This window comes from Rhodococcus sp. WB9 (assembly GCF_007558985.1).
GTDB classification, from domain to species: domain Bacteria; phylum Actinomycetota; class Actinomycetes; order Mycobacteriales; family Mycobacteriaceae; genus Rhodococcus_F; species Rhodococcus_F opacus.
The window spans coordinates 1668225-1690561 of record NZ_CP041769.1 but is presented as its reverse complement, the minus strand read 5'-3'; the positions used below and the strand labels follow the sequence as shown (position 1 = coordinate 1690561).

Here is a 22337-nt window from a genome sequence, read left to right as displayed (position 1 = left end):
GGGAGGCCGGGGCGCGCGCCTCGGCCTCCCGGCGCTTTCAGATCATGGCGCGCATCATCCCCTGCGGTTCGCCGCCGAGCTGGGTGAGCGCGCTCGCGTGGTTGGTGGGTCCGGGCACGTGGACCGCGTGCGCCAGGCCGGCGTGCGCGTCGCGCCAGAACCGTTGCATCGGCGTCTTGTAGTGCAACGCGCCACCGCCGGCGCGCGCGAAGATCTCGTCCACGGCACGCACTGCACGCCAGGCCGCGGCGATCTGGGTGCGGCGGCCGATCGCACGCTCCTCGAATGTGATCTCCTTACCCGCGTCGACCTTGTCGTAGAACCGGTCCGCGGTCTCGATGAGGGAGACCCGCGACGCATTGATTTCGGCGGCGGACTCTCCTATCGCACTGAGCACGTAGGGATCCTCCTTGATCTTCTGGCCCGTGATGGCGACGCGGTCCTTCTGCACCGCGATGTGACAGGCCAGCGCGCCCTCGGTGATGCCGATGACGGCGGCCGTGATGCCGAGCGGGAACATGCACGAGTACGGCATGTTGTACACAGGCTCCGGCCTGCCCGCCTCCTTCTGCGCACGTCCGTCCATCACCTTCGACGCGTTCAACGTCCGGTAGGCCGGGACGAAGGCACCGTCGACGATCAGGTCCTTGCTTCCCGTTCCGCGCAATCCGATGACGTCCCACGTGTCCTCGACGATCTGATAGTCGGTGCGCGGCAGAATCACATGCAGCGACGAGGGCGGGATCGCGATGCCACCTTCGCCGTCGCCGACCATTGCCCCGAGAAAGGCCCACTGACAGTGGTCGGTGCCGGACGAGAACGACCACCGTCCCTTCAGGACGTATCCGCCGTCGACCGGTGTCGCGACCCCCATCGGCGCATACGGGGACGCCATCCACGTGTCGTTGTCCTCGCCCCAGATCTCCTCCTGCACCTGCGGGTCGGCGAAAGCCAGTTCCCACGGGTGCACGCCGACGATCCCGGTGACCCATCCGCTGGCACCGTCGAGTGCGGCGACTCCCATGACGGTCTCGGCGAACTCGCGGGGGTGGACCTCGTAGCCGCCGTAGAGCTTGGGCTGCAGCAACCGGATCGCGCCGGAGTCGCGCAGGAGGGCTGCGGCGGTGTCGGTGAGCCGGCAATCCGCCTCCGACTGGACGGCCTGCCCGCGAATCTCCTCGGCGATGCCGTCGATTCTGTCGAGAACCTGTCCCATAGGGACTCCCTTCCACCGCGAATAGAACACGTTCTAGTCAATATAGCGCCGAGGTGGCAGTTCCGAGCCGATCCGGCCCCCGCGCTTGTAAGTTCGCAATCCCTAAATCTATAGTGCGGAGAGACGAATCAGCAGGTAGATCCGCAGACCACGACCAGGAGCACCGTGAGCATCGAGGCACCCCGCCCTCTCCTCCCGCGCCGCTCGCCCCGCAAGGGCAGTATCCGAACTGTCGCGCTCCTCGGGCCCGCGTTCGTGGCTGCCATCGCGTACGTCGACCCCGGAAACGTGGCCGCCAACCTCACCGCGGGCGCGAAGTACGGGTACCTGCTCGTCTGGGTGCTCGTGCTCGCCAATGCCATGGCGGTGCTGGTGCAGTACCTGTCCGCGAAACTCGGGCTGGTCACCGGCAAATCACTGCCCGAGATGCTGGGGACCCGCCTGCGGACCGGGAACCGCCGCGCGTTCTGGCTGCAGGCGGAGGCGATGGCGATCGCCACCGACCTCGCCGAGGTGATCGGCGGCGCGATCGCACTCCATCTCCTGTTCGGCGTTCCCCTCTTCGTCGGTGGCCTGATCACCGGCGTCGTGTCGATGGGCATCCTGTCGATCCAGAGCCGCCGCGGACAGCGGACGTTCGAGTTCGTCGTGATGGGACTCCTGACAATCATCACCGTCGGGTTCCTCACCGGACTCGCGTTCACCGACGTGTCGGGTACGGACGCGCTTGCCGGACTCGTGCCGCGTTTCGAGGGCACCGAGACGGTCCTGCTCGCCGCGAGCATGCTCGGCGCCACCGTGATGCCGCACGCGATCTACCTCCATTCCGCCCTCGCCCGCGACCGGCACGGGAACGACCTGGAAGGCCCCCGCCTCGCGCGACTGCTGCGGGTGACGAAGTGGGACGTGGTCGGTGCGCTGATCGTGGCGGGCGCGGTGAACATCGGAATGCTGCTGCTCGCCGCCTCGGCCCTGCGCGGCATTCCGGGCACCGATTCGATCGACGGCGCGCACGCCGCCATCCAGAGTTCGCTCGGCCCCACCGTCGCCGTCGTCTTCGCCGTCGGACTGCTGGCGTCCGGCCTGGCGTCCACGTCGATCGGCTGCGCCGCCGGCTCCGAGATCATGTACGGCCTGCTGTCGATGCGCATCCCGCTGTTGCTGCGCCGGGTGGTCACCTTGATTCCGGCACTGGTCGTGCTGGCGATCGGCGTCGATCCCACGTTCGCGCTCGTCCTCAGTCAGGTGGTTCTCAGCCTGTGCATCCCGTTCGCGGTGATTCCACTCGTGCGGATGACGTCGAGCCGCGACCTGATGGGCGTCCACCGCAACGCGACGGCCACCACGGTCGCCGCCTGGGTGGCGGCGTCGTTGATCGTCGTGCTCAATGTCTCGCTGCTGTGGCTGACGTTCGTGGGTTCGGCCTGATCACTCGTGCCGCGGCGCACCGGACACGACGCGCTCCAGCGCGTGCAGGTCCTCGGACAGCATCCGGAACATCCAGTAGGCCGCCACGAAAGCGATGACGCTGCCGACGCACAGGACGCGGAGCGCGACGATCACCCGGGGCAGGTCCTCCGGGGGAATGAACGTGGCTCCCGCGATCCCGAGCAGCGGCACGGCGGCGGCCGCGGCGAGGAAGAACGTGCTGCGGCGCCCCAACCGCTTCAACATCCGGGCGTCGGACGCACTGATCTCGCCGTGCCGCAGAAACACCGGGTAGAGGCAGCGGACGGCGTAGAAGTTCACGAAGAAGAATGGGTAGACCACCGCGATCGCTCCGCACACGAGCTGAGATGCAGTGAAGTGGACGATCGTGTTCCACGGAACCTGACTGCCGCTCACCTCCAACGTGATCGGCACGACGAGGCCGCTGACGATCCACAGACCGAGGCAGAGCAGTGCACACCGCTGGCCGAGCAGCAGGGTGTCCCGGCGCGCCCTGGCGAGCTGGGCGCCGGTGTAGACCCGCCCCCGGCGCAGCCCGCCGGCCACCATCGTCAGGTAGATCACCATCGACACCGTGCCCACGGCTCCGATGAGGAACGCGACCGTGTAGTCGATCCGGGTGATCCGCTCGAAATTCTCCTGCGCGGCGGGCGGCAGCTTGCTGATGATCAGGGTGCTGTTGTGCTGGTAGCTGTAGAGGATCGCCAGCAGATTGGGAACTGCAATGGCCAGGAACATGATCGGGTGCGTCCACCGCCGCATCCGCAGCCGCCAGCTTCCCGGCGGCGGATCGACCAGATCTCGGGCGTGCGCGTCGAGGCAGACGTCGAGCTGCTGGGCGAGTTCGGCACCGGAGGAGAACCGATCCTTCGGTGCCGGCGCCAGCGATTTCAGCAACACGCGCCGCAGCGCGTTCGGACAGTCGGCGGGCAGCGCGTCGGCGGCCGGTTCGTCCGGTCCGCGCCGCCGCGCGAGCATCGCGTCGAGAGTGGTGCGGTCGCCGGGCGGGTGGGAGCGCAGTTCGGCGTCGCTGTCGTCGAAAGGCCTTCTGCCGGTCAGCAACTCCCACAGGACGACCGCGAGCGAATACAGGTCGCTGCGGGTGTCGAGATCGCCGGGTGCGCCCGGCCGGTCCGGGTGGATCGCCTCGAGCTGTTCGGGTGACATGTAGGCCAGCGAACCGCCGAAGTACGCGACCGGACTCGACCCGGCGACGTTGCGGCTGAAACTGATGTTGAAGTCGGCGAGCTTGGGGACGCCCTCAGCCGTCAGCAGCACGTTCGCCGGTTTGACGTCGCGGTGCAGGACGCCGTGGCGTCCGGCGTAGTCGAGCGCCTCCGCCAGCCGCCGGCCGAGCCAGGCGACCGTCTCGGGCCAGGTCAGCGTCGCGACCTCCCGGCGCGCCCCGGATTCGCTGGGCCGGATCTCGCCTCGACCGACCAGGGCCCGGTCGATCGCGTCCAGCAGCACGGCGCCGCTGCGCGAATCCGGTGGCGTCTCACGAACCCGGGCGACCACGTCGAGCAGGGTGCCGCCCGGGACGTACTGCATGTACAGCAGCCTCAGGTCACGGCCCGCGAGGAGGCGTTGATCGAAGACCCGGACGATGTAGTCGTGGTCGAACTGGGCCAGAGTCTGCGGCTCGGTGCCGTGGTCCAGGGAAATCTTGACGGCGACCATCCGTTGCAGCGACCGCTGCCGGGCCAGGAACACCCGCGCGAACGCGCCCCTGCCGAGACCGGTCACGAGATCGAAATCGTCGATCCGCTGGCCCACCTCCAGATCGTCGAGCGTTCCGCCGCTCCCCGGAGACACCGACAGCGTCGTCTCCCCGCGATGGAGCGCCGTGCTGTGGTACTCCCCGGTGCCGAACAGTTCGTCGAGCTCACCGGCCTGACCCGGAAAATTCTGCGTGTACTCGCTCGCCTCGACCGACTCCCCGCTGCGCCGCCGGATGTGAAACTCCTCGTACAGCAGATCCGGCGGCAACGGCCACCGCCGCAGTTCCGGCAGCTCCTCACAGTATTGGCCGAGCCGTTTCGGGTGGTCGCCGCGCAGCCAGCGGTTCTCCAGGTCGACCTTGACGAGTTCGATGAGCGTGACCCGGCGGAGCGCGGGAGACGCGGGCAGGTAGGCAACCAGATCGGGCGCGGACGACGAGGATTCCCAGGCACTGGCGAAGCGCGCGACGGCGTCACCGACCGCCGTGTCCGACACCCAGGCCTGCTCGGAAGCGGCCGGTGAACCTCGCCGGGAGGGCATGAAAGCCATGGTAGCTGGCCATACCCGGCCGACTACTGCAGTTCCGACACCGGGGTCGACGGGTCGATGGTGACGCCGATCCGCGCCAGATTGCCGTGCAGCACTTGCCAGATCGACACCTCGAGGAACTCCGCCAGCTCGTCGCTGCCGAGCGCCGACTGCGGGTTGCTCAGCCATCGATTGACGCTGGCATCCACGAGTCCCACCAACCCGAAGGCCAGCGACTCGGCCAGGTCAGAGTTGCCGGCCACCGTGTCGAGGACCGTCGCGAGCAGACCCGACAGCTGGAGCGCGATCGCGGTCTTCGTTCCGGTGACCACACGTGAGCCGGTCGTTCGCCTGCTCGGCGATCCGGTGCCGAGGAATTGGTGGAGCCGTGGATATTCCACGATCCACCGAAGGTACGTCTCGACGGCGCGGGCGATTGCCTCGCCCACGGTCCCCTCCGGTGTCAACGTGGGCGCGAGGTCCGCCATCAGTCGTTCGATGATGCGCGCGCGTAGCTGCTCGTCGAGGTCACCGCGATCGGTGAAGATCCGGTAGACCACCGATCGCGGGACGTCGGCGCGGTTCGCGATCTGCTGGACGCCCACGTCGGGACCGTCCTCGTTGATGGCGTCCATCGCGGCTTCGAGAATCCGGCTGCGGCGTTCCGCCTTGTGGTCCTCCCAGCGCGTGGCACGGCCGTCCCCCTGGGGCGACGCGGCGGTTTCCACTTTGTCCGGCATCACGCATACGTTACCCACCCGACTGTTGACTGGACACCTTGTCTCACATACTTTGGTGAGACAGGGTGTCACACACACATTTCTCCGGACTCAGGGAGCCGCAATGGGTAACAGAGTGTTCGTCGTCGGCGTCGGGATGACGAAGTTCGAGAAGCCGGGTGCACGCGAGTGGGACTACCCCGACATGGCGCGTGAGGCCGGTGGCAGGGCACTCGAGGACGCCGGGATCGAGTACCGGCTCGTGGAGCAGGCGTACGTCGGATACGTGTACGGCGAGTCGACGTCGGGACAGCGGGCGGTCTACGAACTCGGCCTCACCGGCATTCCCATCGTGAACGTCAACAACAACTGTTCGACGGGGTCGACCGCGCTCTTCCTCGCCACGCAGGCGGTCCTGAGCGGGCAGGTGGACTGCGCACTCGCGCTGGGCTTCGAGAAGATGCAGGCCGGTTCGCTCGGGTCCACGTACGACGACCGGGAACAGCCGATGATGCGCCACCTCCTCGCGCTCGCCGAACTTCAGGAGTTCGCGATGCCGCCGGCCCCCTACATGTTCGGCGCCGCCGGCAAGGAACACATGGAACGGTTCGGGACCACGGCGGAACAGTTCGCCGAGATCGGCGTGAAGAACCACCGCCACTCACAGAACAACCCGTACGCCCAGTTCCAGGTCGAGTACACGCTCGACGAGATCCTCGGCTCGAAGCCGATCTACGGGCCCCTCACCAAACTGCAGTGCTCCCCCACCTCGGACGGCTCCGGTGCCGTCGTCGTCGTGAGCGAGGAGTTCGTCGACAAGCACGACCTCGCCGGGCAGGCCGTGGAGATCGTCGGCCAGTCCATGGTCACCGACCTCCCGAGCACGTTCGAGGACCGGAGTGCGATCAGTCTGGTCGGCGCGGACATGACCCGCACGGCCGCGGCCCGCGTGTACGAACAGGCAGGCATCGGACCGGACGACATCGACGTCATCGAACTCCACGACTGCTTCTCCACCAACGAACTGCTGACCTACGAGGCGCTCGGCCTGTGCGGCGAGGGCGAGGGCGGCAAACTCGTCGACAATGACGACACCACGTACGGCGGGCGCTGGGTGGTCAACCCGTCCGGCGGTCTCATCTCCAAGGGGCATCCCCTCGGCGCCACCGGCCTCGCCCAGTGCAGCGAACTCACCTGGCAACTCCGCGGCACGGCCGACAAGCGCCAGGTCGACGGCGCCGCGGTCGCCCTCCAGCACAACATCGGCCTCGGCGGTGCCGTCGTCGTCACCGCCTACCGCGCACTCTGATCCGTCTCTCTCACAATTCCTTTCACCTCGAACACCAGGAGTACACCATGGCTTCCGTTTCCGTCGCAGCGTCCTTGCCCGCCTCCCCCGACAAGGCGTGGGACGCGCTCTCCAACCTGTCCCGCTGGGAGGAGTGGCTCACCATCCACCAGTCGTGGAAGAGCGAGATCCCCGCCGAGGTGGCACTCGGATCGAAGTTCACCGAGGTCGTCTCCGTGATGGGCATGGCCAACAAGATCGAGTGGACCGTCACCGAGGTGCAGGTGCCCGAGATGGTGAAGATCTCCGGCACCGGCATGGCGGGGGTGACCGTCGAATTCACGTTGAAGGTCGAGCCGGACGGCGCCGGATCCACGGCGATCATCGACGCGAGCTTCACCGGCACGATGATCGTCGGACCCATCGGCAAGGCCGTCGCCAAGAACGCCAAGGCGGATCTGGAGGCGTCCCTGGCCGGGTTCGCCGACATGGTGGGCTGATCCGCATGACCACCCCCACAGTCGAATTCGACACGAGCGGCCTCGGCGAGTGGACCGATCCGCAACGGTTCGAGGTCACCGCCGAGCGCATCGCCGAATACGCCGCGGCCACCAACGATCCCATCGAACGCCATCTCGCCGGCGACGTCGCGCCACCGGTGTTCGCCGTGGTCCCCGCGTTCACGTCGATGGCACCGGCGGCACTGTCCGTCGCCCCGGTCGAACTGCTCATGAAACTCGTGCACGGGGAGCAGGATTTCCACTTCCACCGTCCGATCCGTCCCGGCGACAACCTCGTGGTCCGTGCGAAACCGATCGGATTCGAGGGTCGGGAGAACGGCTCCACCGTCGTCGTCTACGTCGAAACCACCACGGACGACGGTGAACTGGTCAACGAGCAGTGGATGACCGCGTTCTTCCGGAAGGTAGATGCGGGAGCCGGACTCGGCGAGCAGGCACCCGCGCACCGGTTCGACGAGTCCCTGCGCGGACAGGCCCCGGTCTCGTCGATCACCCAGCACATCGACGAGGACCAGACGTTTCGGTACTCGCCCGCCTCCGGTGATCCGATGCCGATCCACCTGGACGACGAGATCGCCCGGATGTCCGGACTTCCCGGAATCATCAACCACGGCCTGTGCACCATGGCATTCACGTCGTGGGCGGCGCTCACCGAACTCGCCGACGGCCGGGTCGAACGCCTCCGCAGGCTCGCGGTGCGGTTCGCGAAACCCGTCCTGCCCGGCCAGGACATCGCCACGCAGTTCCGGCAGGTCGCCGAGTCCCCGGGCGGGACCACGTCGTACGCCTACGAGACGACCGTCGGCGACGAACTCGTCATCAAGGACGGCCTCGCCGTCATCGCGGACACAGAAACCTAGGAGTACGCACATGGGAACACTCGACGGACGGGTGGCCATCGTCACCGGCGCCGGACGCGGAATCGGCCGGGAGCACGCACTGCTCTTCGCCCGTGAGGGCGCTGCCGTGGTCGTCAACGACCTCGGCGGTGCGAACGACGGCACCGGCGAGGACGCGGGCCCGGCGCAGCAGGTCGTCGACGAGATCGTCGCCGCGGGCGGCAGGGCAGTCGCGAACACCGACAACGTCGCGTCCTGGGACGGCGCCGAAGGACTCGTCAATCTAGCGGTGAGGGAGTTCGGCCGACTCGACGTCCTCGTCAACAACGCGGGCATCCTGCGGGACGCCTTCATCGCGGGCATGACCGAAAGCCAGTGGGACGCCGTCGTCGCCGTGCATCTCAAGGGCCACGCCGCCACCCTGCACCACGCGGCGGCGTACTGGAAGGCGCAGACCAAGGCGGGCGAAACCGTGAACGCGTCCGTGATCAACACCGCGTCGGCGTCGGGCACGTTCATGCCCAACGCGGGCCAGGCCAACTACGGCGCCGCGAAGGCGGGCATCGCCGCACTCACCCTGGTCGCAGCGGACGAGCTCGAGCGCTACGGCGTCCGGGTCAACGCGATCGCGCCGATCGCCCGCACCCGGCTCACGCTGGCCACCCCGGGTATGGGAGCGCTGTTCGCCGAGGAGGTGCCGGAGGGCGAGTTCGATGCGTTCAGCCCCGCCAACATCTCTCCGCTCGTCGCGCGTCTCGCCGACACGAACTGCAAGATCACCGGCAAGGTGTTCGCCGTGCAGGGCGGGGCCATCTCCGAGCTCGCCGGCTGGCACGACGTCACGACCATCGAGAGCGACGGCCCGTGGACCGTCGCCGACCTCGCCGACCGGCTCGGCTGAAGGGCCCCGACATGGCCAAGAACACGTACGAGCTCGGGCTCGGACTCACCGAGGAACACCGGGCCCTCGCCGACTCGGTGCGCGCATTCGCCGAACGCACCATCACCTCCGATCGTGTCCGGTCCGCGGTCGAGTCCACGAGAGAGGACAAGTTCCCACCGTTCTGGGATGCTCTCGTCGGTCAGGACCTGCTGGGACTGCACATCCCCGAGGACAAGGGCGGCCACGGTGCCGGGCTCCTCACGTTGGCGGTGGCTCTCGAAGCGCTGGGGCGGACCGCCGCTCCGGGCCCGTTCGTCCCGACCGCGCTGTCCGCCGCCCTCGTGGCGGCCGCCGATTCCAAGGTCGGCATCGAGCTGATGCCGGGACTCCTCGACGGATCACACACCGCCGCGGTCGCGTTGGGCCGCCCACTCGATGCCTCTGCGCACGAGGGCGGATACCGCGTCACCGGGGTCGCGGACGCCGTCCTCGGCGGCGAACACGCCGACACCGTGCTTCTCCCGATCACCGTCGGCGACGACGTCCACTGGGCCGTCGTCGATTCCGCGGACGTCACCGTCACAGTGCAGGACAGCATCGACGTGGTCCGCGGTTCCGCACGGATCACCGCCGACGCCGTTCGGGTGGGCGCCGACCGGATCCTCGACGGGCTCAGCGAGCAGCGCGTCCGGTCCGTCGCCACCGTCGTCCTCGGTGCGGAGGCGATCGGCGTGATGTCCTGGTGCGTGTCCACCGCATCCGAGTACGCGAAGACGCGGGTGCAGTTCGGGCGTCCGATCGGCCAGTTCCAGGGCGTCAAGCACAAGTGCGCCCACATGGGCATCGCGCTGGAGAAGGCGCGCGCGGTGCTGTGGGATGCCGCCTCGGCCCTCGACAACGGTGACGACACCGCCGATTTCGCCGCGGACATCGCCGCCGTCGTCGTTCCCGACGCCGCGGTGCAGTGCGCACAGGACTGCATCCAGGTCCACGGCGGCATCGGATTCACCTGGGAGCACGACGCGCACCTGTACTACCGCCGGGCGCTGGCCATCCGGGGGCTCCTCGGCACCCGCGAGGAGCGGGCCAGTCGGGTGGCCGACCAGTCCCTCGCAGGCACCGCCCGCACGTCCGAACTGGAACTGCCGGGCGAAGCCGACACGATCCGCACCGAGGTGCGGGCGGAACTCGACCAACTGGTGGGCCTCGACGAGGACGACCAGTTGATCGCGCTCGGCGACGGCGGCTGGGTGCAGCCGCACCTGCCGAAACCGTACGGACGCAGCGCGTCCCCGCTCGAACAGATCGTCATCGCCCAGGAGATCACGGCAGCCGGAATCCCGATGCCGCAGCTGCTCATGGGCGGCTGGGCGGTGCAGGCCGTCGTCGCCCACGGCACGGACGCGCAGAAGCGGGATCTCGCCGTCCCCACCCTGCGCGGGGATCTGGTGTGGTGCCAGCTGTTCAGCGAACCGGGGGCCGGTTCCGACCTGGCCTCGCTGACCACCAAGGCCGAGAAGGTCGACGGCGGCTGGACGGTGACCGGGCAGAAGATCTGGACCACGGTGGCACAGTTCTCCGACTGGGCGATGCTGATCGCCCGCACCGACCCGGCCAAACCGAAACACGAGGGCATCACGTACTTCGTGCTGGACATGTCGACGCCGGGCGTCACCGTCCGGCCGCTGCGCGAGATGACCGGGTCTGCCCTGTTCAACGAGGTCTTCCTCGACGACGCGTTCATCCCGGACGAGAACGTGGTCGGGAACGTGAACGACGGCTGGAACGTGGCCCGCACGACCCTCGCGGGCGAGCGGGTGGCCCTGAGCCAGAAGATGGAGGCCTACGCCACCGACAAGGATCTGCTGCAGTTCGCCCGCGGCCGCGATCTCGGCCCGCTGGCACGCTTCCGCGTCGGCGAACTGGTGGCCGAGAGCCAGGCAATCGATCTGATCGGTTCACGGATCGTGCTGAAGCAGCTGTCGGGTGCGGACGTGAGCATCACGTCCAGCGTCGGGAAGCTGCTGGGCATGGGGCTCGGACAGTCGATCGCCGAATTCGTCGTCGCCGAACTGGGGGCGGCGGGCGCCGTGAGCATTCCCGGGGAGCCGAGCGACAAGGCGATGGAGCAGTTGATCGCCGGCCGCGCCACCACCATCTACGGCGGCACCACCGAGGTGCAGCTCAACGTGATCGGGGAACGCATGCTCGGGCTGCCCCGCGACGCGCAGGGGGTGTCGTGACCGGCGGGCCGCTCAGCGGGCTGACCGTCGTCGAGCTCGCGAGCCTCGCGCCCGCCCCGTTCGGCTGCATGATCCTCGCCGACCTCGGCGCGGACGTGATCCGCGTCGAGCGGGCAGGTGACGGCGGCAGCGGGCTGATGGCGCCGTCGGGTGTGCTCGACCGCGGACGACGGTCGATCGCCGTGAACCTGCGGACTCCGGAGGGGCTGGAGGCCGTTCGGACGCTCGTCGAAACAGCCGACATCCTCGTCGAGGGTTTCCGTCCCGGCGTCGCGGAACGCCTGGGCATCGGCCCCGACGACTGCCTGTCCCGCAATCCCGGTCTGATCTACGGGCGCATGACCGGCTGGGGCCAGGACGGTCCCCTCGCACGTCGGGCCGGGCACGACATCAACTACATCGCGCTCGCAGGCGCGCTCGAGCCCATCGGGCGCGCCGGCGAGCGGCCGGTGCCGCCGCTGAACCTGTTGGGCGACTTCGGCGGTGGCGGCCTGATGTTGACGATGGGAATCCTGGCCGCGCTGCACGAGCGCTCCCGGTCGGGCCGCGGGCAGGTGGTGGACGCGTCGATGGTCGACGGCGCGGCGCTGCTGACGGCGTTCGTCCACGGCATGAACGCCGCCGGCCTGTGGCAGGAGGGTCGGGGGCGGAACGTCCTCGACGGGGCCGCCGCGTTCTACGACACCTACGAGTGCGCCGACGGTCTGCACGTGGCGGTCGGGTGCGTCGAACGGCATTTCTACGGTGAACTCCTCGACGTGCTCGGGCTGTCGGGCGAGGATCTGCCGTCGCAGTACGACCTCGATGCGGCGCCGGAACTGAAGAAGCGCCTCGCCGAGGTGTTCGCGACCCGACCGCGGGACGAATGGGCGGCACTGTTCGCCGATTCCGACGCGTGCGTGTCGCCCGTCCTGTCGCCGTGGGAGGCGTACGAGCACCCCCACAACAAGGAACGGGAAACGTTCGTCGAGGTGGGTGGCATCCGCCAGCCCGCTCCGGCACCGCGCTTCGGCCGCACCCCGGCGCCCGTTCCCCGGCCGGCCCCGCGGCCCGGGCAGGACACCGATGCGATCCTCGCGCAGGCCGGGTACGACGCGGCGGGCATCGAGCAGCTGCGCTCGGCGGGTGCCGTCGAGTAGGTGACGGGGACCTATCCGCGATCGGTGTCCGGCGGGAAGCCACCGGTCGCGATGGGTCCCCACTCGTCGATGGTGATCCGGATCAGGCTCTTGTTCTGCTTCCGCATGGCGTCCCGGTACTCGTCCCAGTCGGGATGTTCGCCGGAGATGCCGCGGAAGTACTCCACCAGCGGCTCGAGTGCGTCGGGCAGGTCCAGTACCTCGGCCGTGCCGTCGATCTGCACGTAGGCTCCGTTGAACTCGTCGGAGAGCACGCACACGCTCACGGCGGGGTCGTGTCGCACATTCGCGGCCTTGGCGCGCTGCGGGTACGTGGCGACGACGATCCGGCCTTCCGAGTCGAGTCCCGACGTGACCGGGGAGATCTGCAGGCCGCCGGAGCGCTTCCGGGTGATCAGCACGCTGCGATGGCGCGGACGGACGAAGTCGAGCAACTCTTCCCGTGTGACACGGTCTGCGGTGGCGATGGCCATGGTGCACCTCTCCTCTGCTGCGGTGGTTCTCTTCGGTTCACCATAGGCTCCACCACAGTCCTCAGACGTCTGAGGACTATGTTAGCGTCGCCCAATGGCCGGACGTCACACCCTCCGCAGCGGACCACTGGTTCCCCAGCTCGAGGAACTCCTCACCGCGTGGATCCGCGACGGCAAGTGGACACTCGGCAGTCGCATCCCCAGCGAGGCCGAACTGGCCACCGAACTCGGCGTCGGCCGTTCCTCCGTCCGCGAGGCAGTCCGGCTGCTCGCCCGCGACGGCCTGCTCGACGTGCGGCACGGGGTCGGCACGTTCGTCGCGAAACCACCCACGGGCGGTGCGGGACTCGAGAAGCTGCTGCGCCGCGCCCGCCTGCTCGAGGTGTACGAGGTGCGGCGCGCCCTCGAGATCGAGGCCGCCCGGCTCGCCGCGGAACGCGCACGCCCCGAGGATCTTCGGCGACTGCTAGAGCAGCTGTCGGCCCGGCACGACAGCACCACCGAGCCGACCGCCGTCTTCGTCGCGGCCGACCTCGACTTCCACGCCGCGATCCTGGAGATCGCAGGGAACTCGATCCTGTCCGCCCTGTTCGATTCGATCCGGCCGCTCCTCGTCGACGCGCTCGCCGAACTCGTCGACCACGAACCGGGCCGACCCGACACGAGCTGCGCACACGACGACCTGGTTCGTGCGCTGGAAGCAGGCGATGCCGAGGCGGCCGTCGCCGCCACCGCCGCCAACCTCGATCCGACCATGTCGATTCTGCGGAAAGGCGAACATCAGTGACCACCCCGAATTCGGTCGTCAGCACCGACCACGTCGACCTCGTGCGGAGCGGGCGGTATCTGCTCAGCGACATCACCCTCCACATCGAACGTGGACAGCACTGGGTGCTGCTCGGCGCGAACGGTGCGGGCAAGAGCACGCTGCTGAGCATGCTCGGCGCCTTCGCGCACCCCACCCACGGCACCGTCCACGTCCTCGGCCATCAACTCGGCCGGGTCGACATGCGGGAATTGCGCGCCCACATCGGGCACGTGAACCCGCGACACCGGATCGACGCGCCACTGACGGTGCGCGACGTCGTGCTCACCGGTCTCACCAACACACCCGAGTTCGTGCCGAGGTGGTCACCGACCGCCGGCCAGGTCGCCCGAGCCGACGAACTCATCGCCTCCCTCGGCATGCAGAAGCACGCGGATGCCCTGTGGCCCAACCTGTCCCAGGGCGAACGCGGACGGGCCCTGATCGCGCGAGCCCTCATGGCCGAGCCGCAACTCCTCCTGCTGGACGAGCCCGCCACCGGCCTGGATCTGGCTGCGCGAGAACAACTTCTCACCGCACTGGACGAACTGCGCGACACGTACCCGAGCCTCGCCAGCATCCTCGTCACCCACCACCTCGAGGAAATCCCGACCACCACCACCCACGCCGTCCTCATCCGCGACGGCCGGGTGATCGCGCAGGGCCCCGTCGTGGACGTCCTCACCACGGACAACATCAGCGAATGCTTCGACCACCCGATCGAGATCACCCGGCAACGCGGCCGGTGGGTCGCGCAGACGCGGGTGCCCGAGGCGGTCGGATAGCCGCCGACGCGGTGCACACTGGTGGTTATGGCACGAGGCGACCACCCTCAGCGCACCCCGTTCTACGGTGTGGTGCTCATCGTCGTCGCACTGGCGGCGGCGATGATCGTCAACCGCACCGCACCCGTCTGGGTGCAGGTGCCGGTCTACGTCCTGGCCGTGCTCGCCGCCATGGCCGGCTTCGTCATGACGTTCCGCGACCTGTCGTGAGTGGGTAGCGCTCGGCGCGCCACAGCCGCAGGGACATTGGCCGGATTCCTACGCAATTGCCTGTGATTCCGGCACATCCGTCGGCAAACAGCGCGAGAGCCGCTGCCCGCGGTTCCGCCGAGGGGTAGGGGATGCGCACCCCGGGGTGCCTGTCGAAAGGCTCGCGTCCGGCGCAAGCTTGGTCTGACAGCCCAGCTAGACCACCCAATCCACCGGAGGCACCCCATCGTCCACACCGCAACCCGCATCGCGATCGGCGCAACCGCCGCCCTCACGTTCTCCCTCGCAGGAGCCGCAGTGATCGTTCTTGCCGGTGGACATACCGAGGGGGCTCCGACCCCGAGCTCGGAGGGGGCCGTGTCGCAGCAGCAGCCCGCTCCGGCGATCGCGCCGGCCCCGAGTCGAATCGTCGTCGCAGACCCCGGCTACTCGGTGAATCCCGAGTATTCGACGCCAGGCTATTCGGCCGACACCGAAACGGTGGCGCCGGGACCGGGTGTCGTTCCGCCCATCGTGGCAGCACCGCCCATCGTCCGAGCACCGATCGCCCAGCCGCCGATTGTCCAGGAGCCCATCGCCCAGCCGCCGGTTGCGCAACCGCCCATCGCCCAGCCGCCCGTCGTGGCGGACCCGCCCGTCGTCGTCGATCCGCCCGTCGTCGTCGACCCCGTTCGCCCCCCGAAGGGTCCGTTCGAAGGACCGGGCCAGGTCGAGCCGGGCGTTCTCGAACCCGAAACCAATCCCTTCCCCGTCGGCGGCGGCCCGAAGCCTGCCCCGCCCGCAGCCCCGCAGTCGCCCGGCGGAGTCGGCCCCGTCGACGGCGGAACCGTCGTCGGTCCCTGATCACCAGAGGAAATCCACACCATGTCCCACACCAAGACCCGCATCGCGATCGGCGGGGGCGCGGCCTTCGTCCTCTCGGTCGTCGGCGCCGCCGGGATCGCCGTCGCCAGCGGCACGGCGTCATCACCGAACGCAGACGTGAGTGTCTCCGAGCAGCACCCGGACGAGGACCCGACGTCCGCACCCCTGCCGGTCTTCACACCCCCGGCGCTGCGCACCCCGACACAGGAACCGCCCGGATCATTCGACACGGCGTCGGCCGGCCCATTCGAACCAGCCCCCTGGGGGTAATTCGAGCGCCGGCGGCTGCTGTCGACCGTCCGATGCCTCGACGAGTGCGTGAACCGGTTCCGGCCACAACGTCTCCACCCGCTCCGCGGCTTCGGCGAACACGGCGGAATCGAGGTCGGTGCGAGACTCCCCGACACCGAAGTACGGCCACGCCGTGATCATCGACCAGCGTTTCGGCGGCGGGAGGGGCTGCAGAAAGTACGTCTTGTCACCGGTGAGGGGCCCGCCGCGCCCCGCTCCGCCGTGCAGGCCGTCGGTCATGCGGGCGCCGGGAAGGTTGGTGAACACACTGCCGTCCGCGTACTCGACGCCGAACAGAAACGGCCCGCTGCTGTTCGACGACGCGGGTTTGCCGAAGCCGAACATGTCGAGCAGCACCGTGGACTCGGGTCTGCGTGCCTGGATCGTGAATTCGACACCACAGCTGTACACGTGAACGTCGGTCAGCCACAGCACGAGCGACTCGGTGCGGGCCAGCACGGTGTCGACCGGCACGGAGACGGGGATCTCGTTCTCCGGGGTCGATTGGAATCGGATACCGGTCATCACGAGACCTCCACATCGACGTCCTCGGGTGTCTTGTCGTCCCTGAGCCCACGCCAGCTGGGGTGCCGCAGTCTCTTCGAGCCGGTCCAATCCATGAATCGCACCTCCGCGACCAGCGTGGGGGTCACCCACACGGCGCCCTTGCGGTCGGCGGTGGGCAGGTCTTCGACGAACGGGCTGGTGTCGGTTTCGAGCGGTCCCAGGGTGGACGCGAGTTCCTGCAGATCCCGTTCGGTGAAGCCGGTTCCGACGCGCCCGATGTAGCGCAGCCCACCGTCCTCGGGGACGCCGAGCAGGACCGACCCGATGCCCGTGGACCGCCCGCCCTTACCCCGGCGCCACCCGCCGATCACCGCTTCCTGGGTGCGCCAGTTCTTCACCTTGATCCAGCTCGACCCCCGCTTGCCCGGCAAGTACACGGACTCGCGGCGTTTGGCCACGACACCTTCCCAGCCCTTGCCGCGGCTCTCGTCCAGAGCGTCCTGCGCGGACCCGTGCAGTTGCGGCGGAACGACCAGGTCGTCCACCTTGGCCGCCAGCGCCTCGAGGACGCGGCGCCGGTCGGTGTACTTCTTGCGTAACAACGACACTCCGTCGAGATACAGCACATCGAACGCGAGGAAGTGCGGCTCGTTGCCCTGCTGCAGCAGGCCGAAGTTCGCGACACCACGCTCGTCGAACGCGACGACTTCACCGTCGAGGACCACCTCATGGTCGCCGAGAGACTCTGCCAGCCAACCCAATCGGGCGTAGTCGCGGGTCTTGTCGTTGCCCGCCCGGCTCGTCAGCTTCAGCTCGCCGCCACTGATCTCGGCAATCACCCTGATCCCGTCCCACTTCCCTTCGAACGCCCACTCGTCGGCGTCCAGTCCGTCGAGGGTGCCGGGGCTCGCGAGCATCGGGGACAGTCCCCGCGGCAGTTCGGACGTGTGCGACCCACCCGGCGACTGATCCTTCATCAGATGCATCAGCCACTGGTCGCCCTTCGTGCGGATCAGCGCGAACCGGCCGTCCACCTGCCCGCCGTGCAACTGGACGATCACCTCGTCGTCGCGCCACTTCTCGGTGTCGTAGGTTCCCGTGTCCCAGATGGTCATCTCGCCGCCGCCGTATTCGCCCCTCGGGATGGTCCCGGAGAACGTGAGGTATTCGAGCGGGTGATCCTCGGTGTGCACGGCAAGCCGGTTCTCCCCCGTCGTCGTCGGCACGTTCTTCGGCACCGCCCACGACACGAGCACCCCGTCGCGTTCGAGTCGCAGGTCGTAGTGGAGGCGCCGGGCGTGGTGTTCCTGGATGACGAAGCTGTTCCCCTCCCCCGGCCGCACAGTGTCCGGCATCGGCTCGGGTGTCCGTCCGGGATCACGCTTTCGGCGGTACTCGGCGAGGGCGGCGTCGTCCTCGATCGGTGGGTCGAGTCCGGCGAGCAGGTCGCCATCCGACTCCCACCGTTCGAGCACTTCCTCGAACCGCAGCTGCCGTAGGTCGGGGTCGTCGAGTTCGTCCCAGCTCCGCGGCGCCGCGACATACGGCTCGGAGCGTCCCCGCAACGAATACGGTGCGATGGTGGTCTTGGACGGGTTGTTCTGGCTCCAGTCGACGAACACCTTTCCCGCGCGCATCGCCTTGGCCATGGTGGCGGTGACGAGTTCGGGCCGCAGCTTCTCGAGACCCGTCGCCACCTGTTTCGCGACGGTCGACGCGCCCGAACCGTCCAGCTTCCGGTCGAGCGGCACGTACAGGTGAATACCCTTGCTGCCGCTGGTGACCGGGTACGCGGTCCAGCCGAGGTTCGCGACCAGGTCGCGCACGGCCCGTGCCACCTCCGCGCATTCGGTCAGGCCCACACCGGGACCGGGATCGAGGTCGAAGACGATCCGGGTGGCGGGCCCCCGATGCGGGCCGTCGAACCGCCACTGCGGCACGTGCAGTTCGAGTGCGGCCTGCTGTCCCGCCCACGCAAGCGCCGCGACCGAGTTCAGGAGCGGATAGTGCACCGACCGATCCGAGTGCTCGAGTGAACGACGCTCCAACCACGCCGGTGCGGAGGCCGCGAGGTTCTTCTCGAAGAACGGCTCGCTGTCCACCCCGTTGGGCCAGCGTTTGCGGGTGGCGGGACGGTCGACGACGTGCGGGAGCATGGCGGGTGCGATCCGCGTGTAGTAGTCGATGACCTCGCCCTTCGTCGTTTCCGATTCCGGGTAGAGGACCTTGCCGAGATTGGTCAGGGACAGGCGATGTCCGTCGACCGTCAGTTGCCGAGTTCCCGCCGTGGCCACGCGCACCTCCCTCCGCCAATACATACATATTGTGCGCCGCGCGGCCGCTTCGCTGGCCGGATCGCTACCCGCCAGGCAAGATGGCGGGGTGCACCGAGGACCCAAGACAGCCGTCGCCGCCATATCCGCTGCACTGACATTCCTCGCCGGATCCTGCTCCACCGACACAGCGTCGGAGGTCGACACCCAGGCCGAAGCCTCGACGATTCCCGAAGCGTTCACCAAACTTCCGTCCACCCGCGCGGTCGGCGACTGCGCCCCCGGCAGCGGCGTCACCGCGCAGGACGGCGTGGTCACCATCGCCACCGACAGTCCGTCGTACCAGCCGTGGTTCGTCGACGGTGACCCGTCCAACGGCAAGGGCTACGAGGGCGCCGTCGCCCGGGAAGTAGTCGGGAAGCTGGGATACGGTCCGGACCAGGTGCAATTCGAGACCGTCGCATTCAACGACGCGCTGGCACCCGGCGAGAAGAACTTCGATTTCGCCATCGACCAGTTCACGATCGTCGACACCCGGCGCGAGACGGTCGATTTCAGTTCGCCCTACTACGCCGTCACGCAGTCGGTGCTGGCGCTGAAGAACTCGCCAGCGGCGAGAGCCAAATCGCTCGCCGACCTCGCGCCGTTCCGCCTCGGGGCGCAGGTGGGGTCCACCAGTTTCGACGCCATCACCCAGACCGTGCAGCCCCGCCAGGCACCGGTCAGTTTCACCACTACCGACGACGCCAAGGCCGCCCTGGCCGCGGGCGACATCGACGCGCTGGTGGTCGACATCCCGACCGGATTTCAGATCACCGCCAACGAGGTGAAGGACAGCGTCCTCGTCGGGCAGTTCCCGCGCCCGAACGCCGTCACCGAATTCTTCGGCCTCGTGCTGGAGAAGAACAGTCCGCTCACCGCGTGCGTCTCGGCGGCCGTCGATTCGCTCTACGCCGACGGGACGCTGGACGCCCTTGCCGCCGAGTGGATCACCGACACCGGCGGCGCGCACGTCCTCGATTGATCAGCGGTACAGCTCGACAAACGTCGTCAGGGACTTCTCGATGTCGCCCTTCAGTGCCTTCGCGACACCCGAGCCGATGGGTCCGAACAGCGGTGCGCCACCGAGTTCGATGGTGAACGCCACCTCGGACGCGTCGCCCTTCGCCTGGACGTCGAGCACCATTCCGAGCTTCACGCCACCCTTGCCGTCACCCTTGAGGACGATGCGGTTCGGTGCGTCGTACTCCTTGATCGTCCACTTCACGCGATTGCGGAGTCCCTTGACGGTCACGACGGAACTGATCTCGGTTCCGGCCGTGAGGGTCTCGGGAAGTTCGCCGCGCCAGCCGTCGTGGACGACGAACCACCTGTCGAAGTCCTGCAGATTCGAGGCCTTCTCCCAGGTGTCCTGGGGGCTGAGGGGAACATCGGTCTTGACCGTGAGTTTCGCCATTGGTGCAGCCTAACGGCCTGTGAGTACTTATTAACCGCGGGCGGTTAATAAGTACTCACAGGGCGAAGGCATTAGTGGGAGACGGCCTTCTCCACACCGACACCGGTGAGGGAGCGGACCTCCATCTCGGCCTGCTTGGCGGGATCTTCCGCCTTGCCGCGGCCGATGTAGGTGCCGACGACGCCGAGCACGAACGCCAGCGGGATGGAGACGATGCCCGGGTTGGCGAGCGGGAAGTAGTCGAAGTCGGCGTTGGGGAACATCGACGACGGCTTACCGGACACGGCCGGGGAGAACGCGATCAGCAGGAGGCAGCTGACCAGGCCGCCGTAGATGCTGAACAGGGCACCGGTCGTGTTGAACTTCTTCCAGAACAGCGAGTACAGCAGCGTCGGCAGGTTGGCCGAGGCGGCCACCGCGAAGGCGAGCGCCACCAGGAACGCGATGTTCTGGCCCATGGCCATGATGCCCAGGACGATCGACACGAGACCGATCACGACGACCGTGATCCGGGAAACCCGCACCTGCGACTCTTCCGACGCGTGTCCGCGCTTGATGACGCTGGCGTAGATGTCGTGGGCGAACGACGCGGACGCCGTGATCGCCAGCCCCGCCACGACCGCGAGGATCGTTGCGAACGCGACCGCGGAGATGATCGCCAGGAAGATGGTGCCGCCCAGTTCGAACGCGAGCAGCGGCGCCGCCGCGTTCTCCTTGCCGGGCGCTGCGAGGATGACGTCGGGGCCGACCATCTTGGCGGCACCGTAGCCGAGGACGAGCGTGAACAGGTAGAACGCGCCGATCAGTCCGATCGCCCAGGTGACCGAGCGGCGGGCTTCCTTGGCGGTGGGGACGGTGTAGAACCGCATCAGCACGTGCGGCAGGCCCGCGGTACCGAGGACCAGGGCGATGCCGAGCGAGATGAAGTCGAGCTTGCTCATCGAGCTGATGCCGTACTTGGCGCCGGGAGCGAGGATGTCGCGGCCCGCGATCGCCTCGTTCGTCGAACCGGCGACCGTCGCCTGGGCGTCGGCGAGCAGTTGGGAGAAGTTGCCGCGCACCGCGAACAGCACGAGGAAGAACATGATGCCCGCACCGGCGACCAGCAGCACCGCCTTGACCATCTGGACGTAGGTGGTGCCCTTCATGCCGCCGACGAGCACGTACACGATCATCAGCACACCGACGACCGCGACGACGACGCCCTGACCGACCTTGCCGTCGATGTTCAGCAGCAGCGCGACGAGTCCGCCGGCGCCCGCCATCTGCGCGAGCAGATAGAACAGCGAGACCACCAGCGTGGACAGCGCCGCGGCCATCCGCACGGGACGCTGCTTGAGCCGGAAGCTCAGCACGTCCGCCATCGTGAACCGGCCGGTGTTGCGTAGCAGTTCCGCGACCAGCAGCAGGGCCACCAGCCAGGCGACGAGGAAGCCGACCGAGTACAGGAAGCCGTCGTAGCCGTACACCGCGATGGCGCCGGCGATACCGAGGAACGACGCGGCCGACAGGTAGTCGCCGGCGATGGCGAAGCCGTTCTGCGGTCCGGAGAACTGGCCGCCGCCGGTGTAGAAGTCCGAGGCCTTCTTGGTGGTGCGGCTCGCGCGGATCACGATGGTCATCGTGATCACGACGAACGCCACGAAGATGGCGATGTTGAGGATCGGGTTGCCGACGTCGGTGCCTGCGGCGAGCGTGGTGATCACTTGAGCGGTCCTTCCAGCTCGTCGCGGATCGCGGCGGAGCGCGGGTCGAGTTCCCGGTTGGCGAACTTCACGTACAGCGCGGTGATCACGAACGTGGTCACGAACTGGCCGAGACCGAGGATGATGCCCAGGTTGATGTTGCCGATCACCTTGGTGGCCATGAACTCGGGCGCATACGTGGCCAGTAGGACGTACGCCGCGTACCAGGCGAGGAAGAACGCCGTCATCGGGAAGACGAAACTACGCAGGCGGTGTCGCAACTCCTGGAACTCCGGGCTCGCCTGCATGTCTACGAAGGCTTGCGCATCAGGGGCGCGCCGCTTCTGCGGTGCGCCCTCACTGAGATCGGCTGTGGTCACTGCAGACTCCTTGGTCGTGTGAAGTGAACTGGCTACCGACGTTAGTGAGAGTTGAGTCACA

22 protein-coding genes are annotated in these 22337 nt (G+C 68.1%); 13 read left to right on the top strand and 9 right to left on the bottom strand.

Going from position 1 to position 22337, the window contains the following annotated elements; all coding sequences use genetic code 11:
* Positions 1 to 37 precede the first annotated feature (37 nt).
* Positions 38 to 1216, bottom strand: a complete 1179-nt coding sequence (locus FND50_RS08085; protein ID WP_144285388.1) for a hydroxylase — start codon at positions 1214 to 1216, stop codon at positions 38 to 40.
* A gap of 165 nt (positions 1217 to 1381) precedes the next feature.
* Here FND50_RS08085 and FND50_RS08080 point away from each other — a divergent pair, with 165 nt between their 5' ends.
* Positions 1382 to 2644 carry an Nramp family divalent metal transporter gene (locus FND50_RS08080; protein WP_144285387.1) on the top strand — a complete coding sequence of 421 codons (1263 nt, stop codon included), beginning with the start codon at positions 1382 to 1384 and terminating at the stop codon, positions 2642 to 2644.
* Here FND50_RS08080 and FND50_RS08075 read toward each other — a convergent pair whose 3' ends face one another.
* A complete protein-coding gene (locus tag FND50_RS08075; RefSeq protein WP_260850938.1) occupies positions 2645 to 4936 on the bottom strand; it encodes a serine/threonine-protein kinase in 2292 nt (763 codons plus the stop codon).
* A gap of 23 nt (positions 4937 to 4959) precedes the next feature.
* Complete coding sequence (locus FND50_RS08070; RefSeq protein ID WP_144285386.1) at positions 4960 to 5655, bottom strand: TetR/AcrR family transcriptional regulator; 696 nt, start codon at positions 5653 to 5655, stop codon at positions 4960 to 4962.
* Positions 5656 to 5758: 103 nt separating this feature from the next.
* Between FND50_RS08070 and FND50_RS08065 the strand changes: the two genes are divergently transcribed.
* From FND50_RS08065 to FND50_RS08040, 6 genes are read left to right on the top strand one after another with little or no spacing between them, the layout of a single operon-like run.
* Positions 5759 to 6943, top strand: a complete 1185-nt coding sequence (locus FND50_RS08065) for a lipid-transfer protein (protein WP_144285385.1) — start codon at positions 5759 to 5761, stop codon at positions 6941 to 6943.
* A 47-nt stretch (positions 6944 to 6990) separates the two neighbouring features.
* Positions 6991 to 7422, top strand: coding sequence for an SRPBCC family protein (locus FND50_RS08060; protein WP_005243970.1), 432 nt, complete (start codon positions 6991 to 6993; stop codon positions 7420 to 7422).
* Between the two features lie 5 nt (positions 7423 to 7427).
* A complete protein-coding gene (locus tag FND50_RS08055) occupies positions 7428 to 8303 on the top strand; it encodes a MaoC/PaaZ C-terminal domain-containing protein (RefSeq protein ID WP_144285384.1) in 876 nt (291 codons plus the stop codon).
* A gap of 10 nt (positions 8304 to 8313) precedes the next feature.
* Positions 8314 to 9183, top strand: coding sequence for an SDR family oxidoreductase (locus tag FND50_RS08050; RefSeq protein WP_144285383.1), 870 nt, complete (start codon positions 8314 to 8316; stop codon positions 9181 to 9183).
* An 11-nt stretch (positions 9184 to 9194) separates the two neighbouring features.
* A complete protein-coding gene (locus tag FND50_RS08045) occupies positions 9195 to 11408 on the top strand; it encodes an acyl-CoA dehydrogenase (RefSeq protein ID WP_144285382.1) in 2214 nt (737 codons plus the stop codon).
* A complete protein-coding gene (locus FND50_RS08040; protein WP_144285381.1) occupies positions 11405 to 12547 on the top strand; it encodes a CaiB/BaiF CoA-transferase family protein in 1143 nt (380 codons plus the stop codon). Before FND50_RS08045 ends, FND50_RS08040 begins: the two co-directional genes overlap by 4 nt.
* A gap of 11 nt (positions 12548 to 12558) precedes the next feature.
* Here FND50_RS08040 and FND50_RS08035 read toward each other — a convergent pair whose 3' ends face one another.
* Positions 12559 to 13020 (bottom strand): PPOX class F420-dependent oxidoreductase, encoded by a 462-nt coding sequence (locus FND50_RS08035; protein ID WP_007298169.1) that lies wholly within the window; start codon positions 13018 to 13020, stop codon positions 12559 to 12561.
* A 94-nt stretch (positions 13021 to 13114) separates the two neighbouring features.
* Here FND50_RS08035 and FND50_RS08030 point away from each other — a divergent pair, with 94 nt between their 5' ends.
* The 5 genes from FND50_RS08030 (at position 13115) to FND50_RS08010 (ending at position 15954) form a co-directional block, all read left to right on the top strand.
* The gene (locus FND50_RS08030; RefSeq protein WP_144285380.1) at positions 13115 to 13807 is read left to right on the top strand and encodes a FadR/GntR family transcriptional regulator; all 693 of its coding nucleotides are present in this window, start codon (positions 13115 to 13117) and stop codon (positions 13805 to 13807) included.
* Entirely contained in the window at positions 13804 to 14610 is an 807-nt protein-coding gene (locus FND50_RS08025; RefSeq protein WP_144285379.1) for an ABC transporter ATP-binding protein, read from the top strand. Before FND50_RS08030 ends, FND50_RS08025 begins: the two co-directional genes overlap by 4 nt.
* A 27-nt stretch (positions 14611 to 14637) precedes the next feature.
* Complete coding sequence (locus FND50_RS08020) at positions 14638 to 14820, top strand: hypothetical protein (RefSeq protein WP_005260513.1); 183 nt, start codon at positions 14638 to 14640, stop codon at positions 14818 to 14820.
* A 357-nt stretch (positions 14821 to 15177) separates the two neighbouring features.
* Positions 15178 to 15663: a hypothetical protein gene (locus FND50_RS08015; RefSeq protein ID WP_260850937.1), complete on the top strand. Its 486-nt coding sequence runs from the start codon at positions 15178 to 15180 to the stop codon at positions 15661 to 15663.
* Positions 15664 to 15684: 21 nt separating this feature from the next.
* On the top strand, positions 15685 to 15954 hold the full coding sequence (locus FND50_RS08010) for a hypothetical protein (RefSeq protein WP_144285377.1): 270 nt from the start codon (positions 15685 to 15687) through the stop codon (positions 15952 to 15954).
* Here FND50_RS08010 and FND50_RS08005 read toward each other — a convergent pair.
* Complete coding sequence (locus FND50_RS08005; protein WP_144285376.1) at positions 15904 to 16500, bottom strand: hypothetical protein; 597 nt, start codon at positions 16498 to 16500, stop codon at positions 15904 to 15906. The two genes, FND50_RS08010 and FND50_RS08005, sit on opposite strands and share 51 nt — an antisense overlap.
* Positions 16500 to 18800, bottom strand: coding sequence for an ATP-dependent DNA ligase (locus FND50_RS08000; RefSeq protein WP_144285375.1), 2301 nt, complete (start codon positions 18798 to 18800; stop codon positions 16500 to 16502). Before FND50_RS08000 ends, FND50_RS08005 begins: the two co-directional genes overlap by 1 nt.
* A gap of 64 nt (positions 18801 to 18864) precedes the next feature.
* Between FND50_RS08000 and FND50_RS07995 the strand changes: the two genes are divergently transcribed.
* Complete coding sequence (locus FND50_RS07995; RefSeq protein ID WP_144285374.1) at positions 18865 to 19779, top strand: transporter substrate-binding domain-containing protein; 915 nt, start codon at positions 18865 to 18867, stop codon at positions 19777 to 19779.
* On the opposite strand, the gene FND50_RS07990 is transcribed toward FND50_RS07995, so the two are convergent.
* The 3 genes from FND50_RS07990 to FND50_RS07980 form a co-directional block, all read right to left on the bottom strand.
* Entirely contained in the window at positions 19780 to 20211 is a 432-nt protein-coding gene (locus FND50_RS07990) for an SRPBCC family protein (RefSeq protein WP_005260519.1), read from the bottom strand.
* 71 nt (positions 20212 to 20282) lie between these two features.
* The gene (locus FND50_RS07985) at positions 20283 to 21917 is read right to left on the bottom strand and encodes a cation acetate symporter (protein ID WP_007298176.1); all 1635 of its coding nucleotides are present in this window, start codon (positions 21915 to 21917) and stop codon (positions 20283 to 20285) included.
* Positions 21914 to 22276 (bottom strand): DUF485 domain-containing protein, encoded by a 363-nt coding sequence (locus FND50_RS07980; RefSeq protein ID WP_005260521.1) that lies wholly within the window; start codon positions 22274 to 22276, stop codon positions 21914 to 21916. The genes FND50_RS07985 and FND50_RS07980 overlap by 4 nt, the downstream gene beginning before the upstream one ends.
* Positions 22277 to 22337: the final 61 nt, after the last annotated feature.

What these genes read in the sequence shown, in the direction of transcription:
- FND50_RS08085 (WP_144285388.1), bottom strand. Translation starts at nt 1,216, where the DNA reads ATGGGACAGGTTCTCGACAGAATCGACGGCATCGCCGAGGAGATTCGC.
- FND50_RS08075 (WP_260850938.1), bottom strand. Translation starts at nt 4,936, where the DNA reads ATGGCTTTCATGCCCTCCCGGCGAGGTTCACCGGCCGCTTCCGAGCAG.
- FND50_RS08070 (WP_144285386.1), bottom strand. Translation starts at nt 5,655, where the DNA reads ATGCCGGACAAAGTGGAAACCGCCGCGTCGCCCCAGGGGGACGGCCGT.
- FND50_RS08065 (WP_144285385.1), top strand. Translation starts at nt 5,759, where the DNA reads ATGGGTAACAGAGTGTTCGTCGTCGGCGTCGGGATGACGAAGTTCGAG.
- FND50_RS08060 (WP_005243970.1), top strand. Translation starts at nt 6,991, where the DNA reads ATGGCTTCCGTTTCCGTCGCAGCGTCCTTGCCCGCCTCCCCCGACAAG.
- FND50_RS08055 (WP_144285384.1), top strand. Translation starts at nt 7,428, where the DNA reads ATGACCACCCCCACAGTCGAATTCGACACGAGCGGCCTCGGCGAGTGG.
- FND50_RS08050 (WP_144285383.1), top strand. Translation starts at nt 8,314, where the DNA reads ATGGGAACACTCGACGGACGGGTGGCCATCGTCACCGGCGCCGGACGC.
- FND50_RS08045 (WP_144285382.1), top strand. Translation starts at nt 9,195, where the DNA reads ATGGCCAAGAACACGTACGAGCTCGGGCTCGGACTCACCGAGGAACAC.
- FND50_RS08035 (WP_007298169.1), bottom strand. Translation starts at nt 13,020, where the DNA reads ATGGCCATCGCCACCGCAGACCGTGTCACACGGGAAGAGTTGCTCGAC.
- FND50_RS08030 (WP_144285380.1), top strand. Translation starts at nt 13,115, where the DNA reads ATGGCCGGACGTCACACCCTCCGCAGCGGACCACTGGTTCCCCAGCTC.
- FND50_RS08020 (WP_005260513.1), top strand. Translation starts at nt 14,638, where the DNA reads ATGGCACGAGGCGACCACCCTCAGCGCACCCCGTTCTACGGTGTGGTG.
- FND50_RS08010 (WP_144285377.1), top strand. Translation starts at nt 15,685, where the DNA reads ATGTCCCACACCAAGACCCGCATCGCGATCGGCGGGGGCGCGGCCTTC.
- FND50_RS08005 (WP_144285376.1), bottom strand. Translation starts at nt 16,500, where the DNA reads ATGACCGGTATCCGATTCCAATCGACCCCGGAGAACGAGATCCCCGTC.
- FND50_RS08000 (WP_144285375.1), bottom strand. Translation starts at nt 18,800, where the DNA reads ATGTATTGGCGGAGGGAGGTGCGCGTGGCCACGGCGGGAACTCGGCAA.
- FND50_RS07990 (WP_005260519.1), bottom strand. Translation starts at nt 20,211, where the DNA reads ATGGCGAAACTCACGGTCAAGACCGATGTTCCCCTCAGCCCCCAGGAC.